This is a genomic window from Streptomyces chattanoogensis, assembly GCF_001294335.1.
Taxonomy (GTDB): domain Bacteria; phylum Actinomycetota; class Actinomycetes; order Streptomycetales; family Streptomycetaceae; genus Streptomyces; species Streptomyces chattanoogensis.
Map to the genome: position 1 here is coordinate 55,655 of NZ_LGKG01000136.1, position 12,924 is coordinate 68,578.

At 71.3% G+C, this 12,924-nt stretch carries 12 protein-coding genes; 6 read left to right on the top strand and 6 right to left on the bottom strand.

Annotated features, from left to right (window positions below; all coding sequences use genetic code 11):
- Nucleotides 1-122: 122 nt before the first annotated feature.
- Complete coding sequence (locus ADL29_RS17395) at nucleotides 123-1,637, bottom strand: FUSC family protein (RefSeq protein WP_053924554.1); 1,515 nt, start codon at nucleotides 1,635-1,637, stop codon at nucleotides 123-125.
- 380 nt (nucleotides 1,638-2,017) lie between these two features.
- Between ADL29_RS17395 and ADL29_RS17400 the strand changes: the two genes are divergently transcribed.
- A complete protein-coding gene (locus ADL29_RS17400; protein WP_046924663.1) occupies nucleotides 2,018-2,452 on the top strand; it encodes a VOC family protein in 435 nt (144 codons plus the stop codon).
- A gap of 239 nt (nucleotides 2,453-2,691) precedes the next feature.
- Here the strand turns inward: ADL29_RS17400 and ADL29_RS17405 are convergent, their stop codons facing one another.
- Nucleotides 2,692-3,360, bottom strand: a complete 669-nt coding sequence (locus ADL29_RS17405; protein ID WP_078971072.1) for a TetR/AcrR family transcriptional regulator — start codon at nucleotides 3,358-3,360, stop codon at nucleotides 2,692-2,694.
- A 230-nt stretch (nucleotides 3,361-3,590) separates the two neighbouring features.
- Between ADL29_RS17405 and ADL29_RS17410 the strand changes: the two genes are divergently transcribed.
- Nucleotides 3,591-4,367, top strand: a complete 777-nt coding sequence (locus ADL29_RS17410) for an SDR family oxidoreductase (RefSeq protein WP_053924556.1) — start codon at nucleotides 3,591-3,593, stop codon at nucleotides 4,365-4,367.
- Between the two features lie 186 nt (nucleotides 4,368-4,553).
- On the top strand, nucleotides 4,554-5,174 hold the full coding sequence (rfbC, locus tag ADL29_RS17415) for a dTDP-4-dehydrorhamnose 3,5-epimerase (protein ID WP_053924557.1): 621 nt from the start codon (nucleotides 4,554-4,556) through the stop codon (nucleotides 5,172-5,174).
- Here the strand turns inward: rfbC and rfbD are convergent.
- Genes rfbD through ADL29_RS17430 form a run of 3 tightly spaced genes read right to left on the bottom strand, consistent with a single transcriptional unit; the run spans nucleotide 5,144 to nucleotide 8,129 of the window.
- The gene (gene rfbD, locus ADL29_RS17420; protein ID WP_425424255.1) at nucleotides 5,144-6,097 is read right to left on the bottom strand and encodes a dTDP-4-dehydrorhamnose reductase; all 954 of its coding nucleotides are present in this window, start codon (nucleotides 6,095-6,097) and stop codon (nucleotides 5,144-5,146) included. The genes rfbC and rfbD overlap by 31 nt on opposite strands.
- Complete coding sequence (gene rfbB / locus ADL29_RS17425) at nucleotides 6,079-7,065, bottom strand: dTDP-glucose 4,6-dehydratase (RefSeq protein WP_053924558.1); 987 nt, start codon at nucleotides 7,063-7,065, stop codon at nucleotides 6,079-6,081. The genes rfbD and rfbB overlap by 19 nt, the downstream gene beginning before the upstream one ends.
- Nucleotides 7,062-8,129, bottom strand: a complete 1,068-nt coding sequence (locus ADL29_RS17430) for a glucose-1-phosphate thymidylyltransferase (RefSeq protein ID WP_053924596.1) — start codon at nucleotides 8,127-8,129, stop codon at nucleotides 7,062-7,064. The genes rfbB and ADL29_RS17430 overlap by 4 nt, the downstream gene beginning before the upstream one ends.
- 108 nt (nucleotides 8,130-8,237) lie before the next feature.
- Here ADL29_RS17430 and ADL29_RS17435 point away from each other — a divergent pair, with 108 nt between their 5' ends.
- Both ADL29_RS17435 and ADL29_RS17440 read left to right on the top strand, forming a co-directional pair.
- Nucleotides 8,238-8,954, top strand: coding sequence for a tRNA-dependent cyclodipeptide synthase (locus ADL29_RS17435; protein WP_157878513.1), 717 nt, complete (start codon nucleotides 8,238-8,240; stop codon nucleotides 8,952-8,954).
- Nucleotides 8,951-10,156 (top strand): cytochrome P450, encoded by a 1,206-nt coding sequence (locus ADL29_RS17440; RefSeq protein WP_053924560.1) that lies wholly within the window; start codon nucleotides 8,951-8,953, stop codon nucleotides 10,154-10,156. Before ADL29_RS17435 ends, ADL29_RS17440 begins: the two co-directional genes overlap by 4 nt.
- Before the next feature lie 101 nt (nucleotides 10,157-10,257).
- On the opposite strand, the gene ADL29_RS17445 is transcribed toward ADL29_RS17440, so the two are convergent.
- A complete protein-coding gene (locus ADL29_RS17445; RefSeq protein WP_053924561.1) occupies nucleotides 10,258-11,418 on the bottom strand; it encodes a nucleotide disphospho-sugar-binding domain-containing protein in 1,161 nt (386 codons plus the stop codon).
- A gap of 107 nt (nucleotides 11,419-11,525) precedes the next feature.
- Here ADL29_RS17445 and ADL29_RS17450 point away from each other — a divergent pair, with 107 nt between their 5' ends.
- The gene (locus ADL29_RS17450; protein ID WP_053924562.1) at nucleotides 11,526-12,683 is read left to right on the top strand and encodes an acyltransferase family protein; all 1,158 of its coding nucleotides are present in this window, start codon (nucleotides 11,526-11,528) and stop codon (nucleotides 12,681-12,683) included.
- Nucleotides 12,684-12,924: the final 241 nt, after the last annotated feature.

A 12,924-nucleotide genomic window follows, 5' to 3' on the forward strand; every position in this document is an offset into this window, starting at 1 on the left:
CCTTCGTCCGCCCGTCGCCGGGTGCCTGTCCGTCAGAGGTACCGGGGGCGACGCTAACAGGCAATGGCGCGGCGCCTCTGCGGATGGCCGGCACCCGCCGCCGGGCCGCCGCGGACGCGGTCTCAGGAGGCCGCGAACGGGGCGCGCGGGGAGCTGCGGACGGGCTGGGCGAGGGCGGTGAGCGCGGACTCCAGGCCGTGCAGATGCGCCAGGGCGCGTTCGGCGCCCGGGTGGTGGTGCGGGGCAGCGGCGGGCGCGGCGGACGTGACGCCGGGCTCGGCACCGGGTGCGAACAGGGCACCCACCACGGTCTCGACCCGCTGGCAGGCTGCCGTCAGCCGGGCGTCGTGCGAGGCGGCCGGGTCGGCGGCGACCTCGGCCAGGCCCCTGACCTGGGCGGCGCAGTCGTCCAGGTACGTCATCACCTGGCGGGCGCGGGCCTTGCGGTGGCGCAGCGGGTTGAGCGGATGCAGCAGCGGGGCAAGCGAAAGGCGCACCCGGCCGAGCAGCAGCTCCAGCTCAGCGACGCGCGGGGCGGGGTCAGCGGTCTCCTCACCCGCGAGGCGCGCGGTGGCCTCGGCAGTGCATGCGTGCACGCAACGCAAGGCGCGTTCGATCCAGGCGTCGGTGGTGGCGTGGGTGGTGATGGGCAGGACGACGAGCACCGCCAGCACGGCTCCGAGCGCCCCGACACCGGTCTCTGCCACGCGCAAGGCCAGCAGACCGGGGTCCAGCACCCCCAAAAGGCCGTAGAGCAGCCCGGCCATCACCGTCACCGAGAGCATCATCCAGGTGTACGAGACCGCGGCCGTGTAGAAGATCCCGAAGACACACACCGCGACAAGGACGGCACTGGGCAGCGCCGCTCCGTGCAGCGGGGTGACAACGACCGCTCCGACAGCGATCCCGATCACGGTACCGAGCAGCCGGCGGAAGCTGCGCACGAGAGTCTCGCCTCGCGAGGCCGTGTTCACGAAGACCCACCACGTGGCGCCCACAGCCCAGTACCAGCGCTGCTCGGACAGCAGCTGTCCCGCCAGCAGAGCGAAGGCAGCGCCGGCCATCGCCTGGACCGCCTGGCGGGTGGTCGCACGGCCAAGGCCCGAGCCGCCGGGCGGGGCGGGCACCACGGCCGGGGCGATCCGTCGCTCGTAGCACCACAGGCCGAAGCGCACGGCGGAGGAGGCGAGCAAGGACAGGAGCACGGCGGCGTACAGCTCGGGCAGCTGGCGCGGCACCGTGTGCAGGAATTGCGTCGCGAAGAAGGTCATGAACGCGAAGACACCGAGGGCGTGACCGCGCGGGCCCCATCGGCGCGCGTACACGCCGGCCCCCACAATCGCGATGAACGCCAGGTCCCGCGCCACAGGCTGGTCGTGCAACACCGCCGCGAGGGCAAGCACCGGGAAGCCGATCACGGGCAACAGCGCGGTGCTCACCACCTGCCCGCGGACCGTTGAGTCGGTGACGGTGAAGAGGGCGAGGAGCGCGGCGAGCCCACCGGTGATGGCCGCGACGAGCGAATGCCCGGCAAGGCCGCACAGTGCCACCGCCAGTCCGACGCCGAGGACGGCGCGAACGGCGCTGCGCAGCCGCAGCCGTCCGGCATCCGGAGCCACGAAGACCCTCTTCAGCACAGATTCCCGCCCCTTCTGTGTTCCCGCATGAAAAAGGCGCCGCGGAATCCGCAGCGCCATCGACGGGTACATCACAGCATCCAGGGCGCTTCTGGCTCAACAGGAGCCGGAATCACTGGGCCATTGGCACAGTCCAGCCCGCTCCTGATGGGCCGCGAGAAGGCCATCGGCTCACCGAGGTGACCAAGTCCCCGATCGGACTCCGAGCCGAGCCCTTCCCTCTGCGCGGAGCACGCGGCGGCAGGGCGTGCCGGCAAAAGACAAGGCTGGTGACACACAGCTACGCAAGGTGCGCATTTCGCGATGAGGGGCTGCTGTCCGACAACATGCGGATCCCTGCCGGGAGATGAGCAACAGAGTCCCCCTGCTATGGTGCGCCGATGTCATCGATCAAGCAGTTCCAAGTCACCTTCGACTGCGCGGAACCTGCGCGCCTCGCCGGTTTTTGGTGCGAGGTGCTGGGGTACGTCGTACCGCCGGTCCCGAAGGGATTTGCCACTTGGGAGGACTACCACCGCTCGCTGCCGCCGGAGGACCAGGTCGTCTACTTCGCCTGCAGTGATCCCTCGGGTGTGGGCCCGCGCCTGCTCTTCCAGCGCGTTCCCGAGGGGAAGATCGTCAAGAATCGGGTGCATCTCGACGTGCGGGCCGGCACCGGACTCGTCGGTGACGAGCGCCTCGCCACGCTGGAGGCCGAATGCGCACGGCTGGTCGCGCTCGGGGCGGTACACGTGCGAACGCTGCTTGCCGATGACGAGAACGAGTCGTGCATCCTGATGCAGGACATCGAGGGCAACGAGTTCTGTCTCGACTGAGCGTCCTCCGAGCCGGCGAGACCGGGGGCAGCCGGCGTGAATGCCGTCGCCCTTCAGGTGGCCCGAGGCGGTCGATCACGCGGCCGGCGGCCTGCATCGGACCCGCACGAACTGACGCGGGCTCAGCCCGGTGAACGGGGCTGTCCAGGACGGCTTGAGCGCCGCGATCACACCAGACACGGCGCGATCACCTCACCCGCGACCAGCAGCCGCGGGACAGCCCTTACTGGACGGGCTGACTACTTGCCGACGGGTGGCTCGCGCTTCACCGGGAGCTCGTCGATCCGCAGAAACTTCAGCGCGCGGCGCATCAGGCCGACGAGTTCCTCCGGCTCGTCCTGCCAAGCCCAGTGCTCCATCGTGATGGTGAACGCATCCAGCACCGCGGTGGTCAGCAGACGCACTTCGAGACTGTCGGCAGAAGCACCCGTACGAGCCGCCAGCGCGGGCGCGAGCCGTTCCTGCATCTCCCGCCCCACCGCGAGCCAGCGCATCTTCAGGACGGGGACGGTCCCCAAGACGCGGACCAGTCGACGGGCCCGGGCGGCGTCCTCCAGGCGTCGCTCGGCGGTCGCCGTCCCGAAGGACGCCTCGATGGCCGCGCTGAGCGGCTCTTCGACCGGATGTTCCGCGAGGGCGTCCACGAGTTGGCCGACGCTGGAGGCGAAGAGGGGGGTGAGGGCGTCCTCCTTCGCCGGGCAGTAGCGGTAGAAGGTGCGCAGGGAGATGCCCGCGGCCGAGGCGATGTCCTCGACCGTCGTCGTGTCATACCCGCGGTCGGCGAACAGCGCCGCCGCGGCCTCGGCAATCTCCAGCCGTGTCCGAAGGCGCCGATGTTCCGTCAGGGACGGACGGCCCCGCGCTGCCGCCATTGCGTGCTCCTTGCCGTGCTTCACCTCGGGCTTCATTCTCACAGAGAATTATTGGCACGCCATGCCAGAAAAGCGTATGTTGATCAACGACTGATCAGGAGCCGATCGGTCAGTGGTCGATCCGTCCGCTGCGACCGTGCTGCCGCGCCGTCCCTCCATGCCCGCGCCCCCGTAGAGGCCGCGCGGCGAACGGCGACGTACGCACAACTGCCGGCTCGCGGTGATCAGTGACCGGTGGACGTACAGCGCCAGCGAAGGAGTGGACCATGTCCCGCACTTACCTCATCACCGGAGCCGCCTCCGGCATCGGCAAGGCCACCGCCACCCGGCTCGAGGAGCAGGGGCACACGGTGATCGGCGCCGATCTCCAGGACGCCGACATCGTCGCGGACCTCGCCACCCCCGAGGGCCGGTCCCACCTGGTCCAGCGCACAGGCGAGCTGAGCGGTGGGCGGCTCGACGCCGTGATCGCGGGCGCCGGCCTCGCCGGTTTCGCACCGCGCGCCGTCAGCGTCAATTACTTCGGCGCGGTCGCCACCTTGGAAGGGCTGCGCCCCCTGCTGGCCGCCGGTACCCACCCGCGCGCGGTCGTCATCGCCTCGGTCGCCTCCATCCACCCTCACCACACGGCCATCGCCGACGCGGCACTCGCCGGTGACGAGGAAGCGGCGCTGGCCGCCGCCCAGGCAGCGGCCGACCGGGGAGAGGGCTATGCGATCTACGGCTCGACCAAGGCCGCCATCGCCCGATGGATACGCCGCACCGCCGTGACCGCAGACTGGGCGGGCGCCGGTATCCCCCTCAACGCCATCGCCCCCGGAACCGTCGTCACCCCTATGACCGAACCCATGCTGGCCAGCCCCGAAATGCGCAAGGTCGTCGACGCGGCCGTCCCCATGCCGCTCCACGGCCACGCCCAGCCGGCACAGATCGCCCCCCTCCTGACCTGGCTCACCTCTCCCGAGAACGAACTGGTCACCGGCCAGGTCGTCTTCATCGACGGCGGCGCCGACGCCGTACTGCGCGGCGACGGCACATGGTGAACCGTCGAGGGAAACGGCCGTTCAGGGACCACCTCGGTTCCGTCCCCGTCGAAAGGCCGAGGCCTGCCCGCCACGCCAGGCGGAGTGCTCGGTGGCCCGGCCGGGTGCGTGGCAAGGTGGTTGACCGGAGAGCGGAGCGTCAGGTTCCGCAACCGGCCGTGAGGGCGCGGAGTGAAGGAGTGTCAGGTGCGGGCACTGGACATCGCGGGGGCGTGGATCACTGAGCCGAAGGTCTTCGGGGATCGGCGCGGGACCTTCCACGAGTGGTTCCGCGCGGAACGGTTCCGTGAGTGCACCGGCCATGACCTGAGGGTTCTCCAGGCCAACTGCTCGGTGTCGGCGCGCGGGGTGCTGCGCGGGGTGCACTTCGCCGATGTGCCGCCGGGCCAGGGGAAGTTCGTCACCTGTGTGCGGGGGGCGGTGCTGGACGTGGTGGTGGACATCCGGCCGGGTTCGCCGACGTACCGGCGCTGGGTGGCACAGCGGCTCGACGACCGGACCCGGTGTGCCGTCTACGTCGCGGAGGGACTGGGCCACGCCTTCATGGCGCTGTCCGACGACGCGACCGTGGTGTATCTGTGCTCCGAGGGGTACGCACCGGGGCGCGAGCACGGCATTGATCCGCTCGATCCCGAACTGGGCATCGACTGGCCGGCCGGGCTGGACCCGGTCCTGTCCGAGAAGGACGCGGGAGCCCCGTCGCTGGCCGAGGCGGAACGGGCCGGACTGCTGCCGTCCTTCGACCGGTGTCTGGCTCACTACGAACGACGCCTGGCTCAGCCGGCGCCCCGGTCAGAACGGCAGTGAGCCGGCGGGCCGGTGCCCGGCGGCCGCTGCCGCTCGACGGCGAGCAGGGCGGGGAACGCCTCGGCGAGTGCGGCTCTCCATTGCCGGATCGGCTCGATCCTGGCGGCCCGCCAAGCGGCGTGGCTCAGGACGCCATGGGCGGGCCGGGGGGCGGGGCGGGCCAGTGCCAGGCTGGTGGTGCCCCCCACGCGCCCCGGGTCCGCGCCCAGCAGACGGAACGTCTCCTGGGCCAGGCCGTGCCACGTGGTCGCGCCGCGGCTGGTGCCGTGGTAGACGCCGGCCGGCGCCGTGCCGCGCAGGGCGCCGAGACCGAGCCGTACGAGCAGGTCGGCGAGGTCGGCGGTCCAGGTGGGCTGGCCCCGCTGGTCGTCCACGACCTCGACGTGGTCGCGCTCGCGCTCCAGCCGGATCATGGTGCGGACGAAGTTGCGGCCACCCGCGCCGTAGAGCCAGGCGGTGCGGACGACATAGCCGGTGCCCGGCAGACCCGCCAGCACCGCCTGCTCCCCGGCGAGCTTGGTGCGCCCGTAGGCGGTCCGGGGGCCGGGGCGGTCGTCCTCGGCACGGGAGCCTTCCAGGTCGCCGGAGAAGACGTAGTTCGTGGAGAGGTGGAGCAGCCGGGTACCGGACTGGGCGCAGGCCGCGGCGAGATGGCGTGGCCCGTCGCCGTTGACGCGGGCGGCGGCGTCCTCGTGGGTCTCGGCGTCGTCCACGGCGGTCCATGCGGCGCAGTTCACCACCACGTCGGGCCGGTGTGTGCGCAACGCGGTGCGGACGGCGCGGGCCTGGGTGATGTCGAGATCGCGCCGGAGCAGCCCGGTGGCTTCCGCACCGTCCAGCCGGGCGAGCCGGGCGCACACGTCCCGCCCGAGCATTCCGCCGGCCCCGGTCACCAGCCAGCGGACTACCACGTCCGTTCCCACCAGTCGCGGTTGTCGCGGTACCAGGCCACGGTCTCGGCCAGGCCGGTGGCGAAGTCCGTGCGCGGGCGGTACCCCAGCTCCTGCCTGATCTTCGTGCAGTCGAGGGAGTACCGCCGGTCGTGGCCCTTGCGGTCGGTGACCTGCTCGACCAGCTCCCAGCCCGCTCCGCAGCCGGCCAGGAGCCGGCCGGTCAGTTCCCGGTTGGTGAGCTCGGTGTCCCCGCCGATGTTGTAGATCTCGCCGGGGCGGCCGGCGGTGCGGACCAGTTCGACGGCGCGGACGTGGTCGTCGACGTGCAGCCACTCGCGGACGTTCAGCCCGTCGCCGTAGAGCGGCACCTTCAGTCCCCGGAGCAGCCGGGTGACGAAGAGCGGGATGAGCTTCTCCGGGTACTGGTGGTGTCCGTAGGTGTTGGAGCAGCGGGTGATCCTGACGTCCAGGCCGTGGGTGCGGTGGTAGGCGAGGGCGGTCAGATCGGCGGCCGCCTTGGAGGCGGCGTAGGGCGAGTTGGGCATGAGGGGCGCGGTCTCTGTCCAGGAGCCCGTGGTGAGGGAGCCGTAGACCTCGTCGGTGGAGATCTGGACGAAGGTCCGCACGCCCGCCCGCAGGGCGGCGTCCAGCAGGGTGTGGGTACCGAGGACATTGGTCGTCATGAAGTCCGCGGCGCCCGCGATGGACCGGTCGACATGGGTTTCCGCGGCGAAGTTGACCACGTATTGGTGATCGCTCATCAGCTCTGTGACGAGCCCGGCGTCGCAGATGTCGCCGGTGACGACGGTGCAGGCGGGATGGTCGCGGACGGCCGCCAGATTTTCCGGATTGCCGGCGTAGGTCATCTTGTCCAGCACGGTGACGCGGGGGGTGTCGGCCGGGTCGACGGGTCCGGACCCGTCGACGAGCAGGGTGCGGACATAGTGGGAACCGATGAAGCCGGCCGCTCCGGTGACGAGGATCGCCTCGGCGGTCATGAGCAGATCCTGGCCGAGCTGTGGTCGCCGAGGACGAACCGGTGGGCGCGCGGCGTCGTCGACGCCGGGGCGACGTCGACGCCGCGTCCGATGAGGGACGCCTCGATCCGCCGGACACCGCGGATCGAGGAGCCCGGGAGCACGATGGAGAACTCGATCTCGCTGTCGTGGACGTGGCAGTCCTCGGCGACCGAGGTGGACGGGCCGATATAGGAGTCGGCGACGGTCGTGCCGCGGCCGATGATCGCCGGGCCGACGATGCGGGACCCGCGGATGCGGGCGCCCTCGGCGATGGACACCCGGCCGATGATCTCGCTGTCGCCGTCGACGGATCCGTCGGTACGCGGCTCGACGGTCTCCAGCACGGCGCGGTTGACTTCCAGCATGTCCGTGACGTTCCCGGTGTCCTTCCAATAGCCGGAGACGACCGTGGAGCGTACGTCCCTGCCGTTGTCCATCAGCCACTGGAGGGCGTCGGTGATCTCCAGCTCGCCGCGCCGGGACGGCCGGATGGCCCGTACGGCGGTATGCACCGCGGGAGTGAAGAGGTAGACCCCGACCAGCGCCAGGTCGCTCTTGGGCTGGGGCGGTTTCTCCTCCAGCCGGATGACTCTGCCGGAGCCGTCCAGCTCGGCCACTCCGAAGGCGGTGGGATCGTTCACGGCGGTCAGGAGGATCTGCGCGTCCGGGCGTTGCCGGCGGAAGGAGCCGACGAAGCCGGTGATGCCACCGATGATGAAGTTGTCGCCCAGATACATCACGAAGTCGTCATCTCCGAGGAAGTCCCGGGCGATGAGCACGGCGTGGGCGAGCCCCAGCGGGGCGTGCTGGGGGATGTAGGTGACGTCGAGGCCGAACGCCGATCCGTCCCCGACGGCCCGCCGGATCTCCTGGCAGGTGGCGCCGACGACGATGCCGACGTCGGTGATTCCGGCCTCCGCGATGGCCTCGAGACCGTAGAAGAGCACCGGTTTGTTGGCGACCGGGACCAGTTGCTTGGCGGACGTGTGGGTGATCGGCCGGAGCCGTACGCCCGCGCCTCCGGCCAGCACAAGAGCCTTCACGGCGGTGATCATATGGGCGGCTTGCCGTCAACCGGGATCATCGACTCACCTTCGGCGAGCCTTCGGTCCGCGCGCGAGCCGATCGTGCCGGTGGCAATATGCAGATTCATGAGCATACAAAGTCATATAGGCGGTTTTGTCGTGCGCACCCTGTCGCACAGCCATCAGCGGATCCTGAACCGTGCGGAACATGTCCTCATAGGCCTGAGCCCGTTCAACGGCTACTACAAGCCGCGGCTCGTCCGGGACCTGGTGGCCTGGGGCCACCAGCACTTCGACCGTGCGGATGTGTTCGTCCCCGGCTGGGAGACCGCCCATACGCTGACCGGTGCCGGCATGAGTCCCCGGGACGCGGTGCACCGCTCCCGCCGGGCCGCCAAGCGGCTCCGCAACGCCGCCGTCGACGCCCTGCGGTCCTGCGGCGACACCGAACCACATATGCGCGTCCACACCTCCACGACGCTCGCAAGCCGGGGGGCGTACACCCGATTGCACGACCGGGTCCGCACGGAGTACGCGCGCGATCCGGTGATCCGCGCCGCCTGCCGGGAGACCGCCCGCGCGGCCCTGCGGACGCACTGCGCCGGGCAGCCGTCCGAGCAGCAGATCGACCTCGCCGTCAGCTATCCGCTCGCCGAACTCCCGCTGATCCTCGACAGCCCGGCGATCTTCGCGACCGAGTCGTCGGTCGTCGTCTACCACCGCGAGCTGGGGCCCCTGACCCCGCTGATCCTGGGCCATTCCCCGACCGTGTGGCCGGTCGCCGGGCAGGGCTTCGCGGTCGTCACACCACCGCCGACCGCCCTCCGAAGGAGCGCAGGATGAGCCGCGTCAACGATTTCAGCCCGCCGCTGCGGTACCCCTTCGCCCTGGGCCGGCACGGCACCCCGCCCCCGGTCATCGCCTGGGCGCGCAAGCACCACCCGGTGTGCCCGGTGATCCTGCCGAGTGGCCGGCAGGTCTGGATGCTCACCCGGAAGGACGACATCACCCGGCTGCTCACCGACCCGGTCTTCTCCCGCGACCTGGTCTACCCCGGCGCGCCGCGCTTCGTCGGCGAGGACTTCACCGCCGTGCCCGGCGGCATCTTCAATCTGGACGGCGCCGACCACGCCCGGATCCGCCACGTCCTCGCGCCGCACTTCACGCCCTCGGCAGCGGCCCGGCACGCGGAGATGATCGCCCGGCACGCGGAGGGCCTGCTGGACGCCATGGAGACCGGGCCGAACCCCGTCGATCTCGTCGAGGCCTACGCGGCTCCGCTGCCGCTCAGGGTGAGCTGCGAGGTTCTCGGCATACCCCTGCAGCAGCGGGCCGCGTACCTGGACGCCTTCCGCACCCAGACAAGCCTGGTGGTCACCGCCGCGGATGTCGCTGCCGCGACCGCCGCGACGCTGGATCTCACCGAGCAGATCATCAAGGGCAAACGAGCGGACGGCGACCACAGCGGGCCCCTCGGCGAGCTGGTCCGGGCCGAGGCCGAAGGCGTCATCAGCGACGAGGAGTTGCACGGCACCGCCAGCTATCTCCTCGTCACCGGTTCGGAGCCGCTGGTACCGCCGCTGGCCACCGGGGCGGTGACCCTGATGCGCCACCCCGACCAGCTGAACGCCTGTGTCGCCGAGGAGGAGTTGTGGCCGCGGGCGGTGGACGAAGTACTGCGCTACCACCACAACGGAGTCCTGGGCCTGCCCCGGGTGGCCACCGAGGACATCACCCTGCACCGGGTGCGTATCGCGGCGGGCGACGGAGTCTGCGCACCGATGCTCGGCGCCACCTGGGACCCCAGGCACTACCGGTGCCCGGAGAAGTTCGACATCCATCGCACCGGAGACATGACGGCGACCTTCGGCGCCGGACCGCACTTCTGCCTGGGAAGCGCGTTCGCGCGGGTCTTTCTGACCACCGCCTACGCGGCCCTATTCCGGCGCTTCCCCGACCTGTTCCTGGCCGTGCCCGAGGACGACCTGCCCTGGCAGACGGAGATTCAGCTGATCCGGCCGGCCAGGGTGCCGGTCTGCTGGTGACGCGCCCGCAGGGCTCGCCGTCCCGCGGGGCGGCGGGCGGCGGCACCGGCCCGGTGGCGGCCTCCCGGACGGACCGTTGCCGTGCCGCTCCGCCCGTGCGCTCAGGACGCCGCCGCGGCGAGCCGCCGGACGAACGCGTCCGGTCCCGGCATGGCGGCGATCTCCTCCCGCACCTCGGCGCACGCCTGGCGGATCTCCGCGTCGCCCAGCGCCCGCTCCACGGCTTCCCGCAGCTCGGCACGGCCGGGGCGGGTCTTCTCCAGGGCCGTGCCGACTCCTCGGCGGAGTACGGCCTGCGCGTTGACCGGCTGATCCGCCGCGTGGGGCATCACCACCTGAGGGATGCCGAGGGCGAGCGCGGTGAACGTGCTGCCCGAGCCTCCGTGATGGACGACCGCGGCACAGCCCGGCAGGACCGCGGTGAGCGGAACCCAGCCGACCGGCCGGACGCCGGGGGGAAGGGGACGCCCTGCCGGCGGGGTGGCGGAACCGATGGCGAGGACGACCTCGGCGTCGAAGCCGGCCAGGGCCTCCAGCACGGTGGCCAGGGTCTCGTCCATGCCCAGCTCCGGGAGAACCGACCCCCAGGTCACGCAGATCCGCGGACGCCGGGGACGGACGAGCAGCCAGTCGGGCACCACCCCGCCGCCGTTGCACGGCACGAACCGCAGCGGCACACCGGGCTCGACGCCGTGCGGGCGCAGACTCGGCGGGCAGACGTCGGCGGTGAACACGGGCGGGGCGGGCGGGTCCGGCAGCAGTGCGGAGAGGTCGGGGTAGGGCAGGCCGAGGCCGATGTGGACGGAGGCGACGCCCGCCTGGTCGGCCGCGGACTGTCCGCCGCCGATGTAGGAGGTGAACACCAGCAGGTCCGGTGCCCAGTCACGGATGGCGCGCAGAATCCCGTCGGTCATCCGCCGGCCCACCTCCAGCGATCCGGAGAAGGCCTCGTCCTGGTCGCCCTCGGCCCCGTCCTGGCCACCCCCCGACCGCGACGGACATGTGAACCGCTGCCAGGCGGTCGACAGGTCGTGGGCCGCCGGCCGGGCGGCCATCGCGCGCTCGGCGAGGCGGCGGTAGGCGTGGGTGGCGGAACCGTCCGAGACCTCCACGGCGGCCAGTCCCAGCCGGGTCGCCATGTCCAGACTCGGGCCCGTCGCGGCCACCCGCACCTCATGGCCCGCGGACTGCGCCGCCCATGCCGTCGGCACGGCGGGCAGCAGATGACCGACTCCGGGTGCTGCCACGAAAAGGATGCGCACGGCGGGCTCCCCTGCACAGGTGGGCGGCAGTGCCGAGATGATCGCGACTATACGGGCGAGGTACGGGCCGGCAACGCAGCCGCGCCCCCGCCCCGGGGAATTTCACCGTGACGCCGACGAACCCGCCGCCCGAGCGGTTGCCGTCCCTGACCGGACTGCGGTTCGTCGCCGCCTTCGGGGTGTACATCTGCCACGCGGCCTTCATCGGCCCGGGCCGGTCATGGATGCCGACCGAACTGCTGGGCCCGCTCGCGGTGTCGCTCTTCTTCATCCTCAGCGGTTTCGTGCTCACCCGGTTCGCCCGCCCCGGGGACACGGCACGCGCCTTCTGGCGCCGACGGGTCGTCAAGATCTACCCGAACCACCTGATCGCCTGGGTGCTGTTCATGATCTATTTCCTGGTCATCGGCGTGGCGGTGGCGCAGTCCGGATCGGTCCTGGCATCGGTCCTGGCGCTGGTACCGGGCGTGCTCCTGGTGCATACCTGGCTGCCGAATTACCACCTGATCGGCAGCGGAAACATCGTCTCCTGGTCGCTGGCGTGCGAGGTCTTCTTCTATCTGCTGTTCCCGCTCCTGCTGGCCCTGGTCCGCAGGATCCCACCACGGCGGCTGGCGGCCGCCGGGGTCTGCATGGCGGCGGCCGTGTGGACCGTACCCGTGGTCTCCTGCGCGCTGGGCGGCGCACCGCTGCCCGGATTCCCCTGGCCGGTGCCCCGGGACCAGCTGTGGTTCGCCTACTTCCTGCCGCTCTGCCGCCTGCCGGAGTTCGTCCTCGGAATCATCCTGGCCACCGGTATGCGGTCCGGTGACCGTAAACGGCGGATGGGTATGTGGGCCTCGTCCGCACTGCTGCTCGCCTCACTGACCCTCGGCGCGACCGGACTGCCGCCGGTCTTCCTCTTCGCCGCGGTCGGGGTGGTACCGCTGACACTGCTGATCCGGGCCACCGCGGCGCTGGATCTGCGCGGCGCCCGGTCGCCGTTGCGGACACCGGTGATGGTCTTCCTCGGCGAGATCTCGTACGCCTTCTACCTCGTCCACACCCTGGCGCTGATGGTGGTCAACCACCTCACCGGTGACGCCTGGTCCGGCCTGGCCACGGGCGTGCTGGGACTGCCCGTGGCACTGCTCATGGCATGGCTGCTGTACACCCTGGTGGAGCGGCCCTGCATGCGGCGATTCGCGCGGCGGCGGAGAGCCACTCCCGGCTCCGCGCCCGCGCGGGCCACGGCGGATCCGGAGAAGCCCGGGAAGGTGGTGTGAGTCGGGGGTTGAGGAACATCGGGGGCGGTGGTAGTTGTACCAGTCCAGTCAGTCGGCCGAGTTGCCTGACGTCGGCCCGGTTCATGGCCCAGGCGGTCCGCTCAGCGATCCATGTCCGGACCGGGCTCGACCAGGACGAGGCCCTCGTCCGGCTCGATGCCGCACGCGTCCGGCCGGATTCGGCACCCGGTTGGCCGCTTGTCCGCAAGCCCACGCCGCGAGGACAAAGTGACGGTTTCCA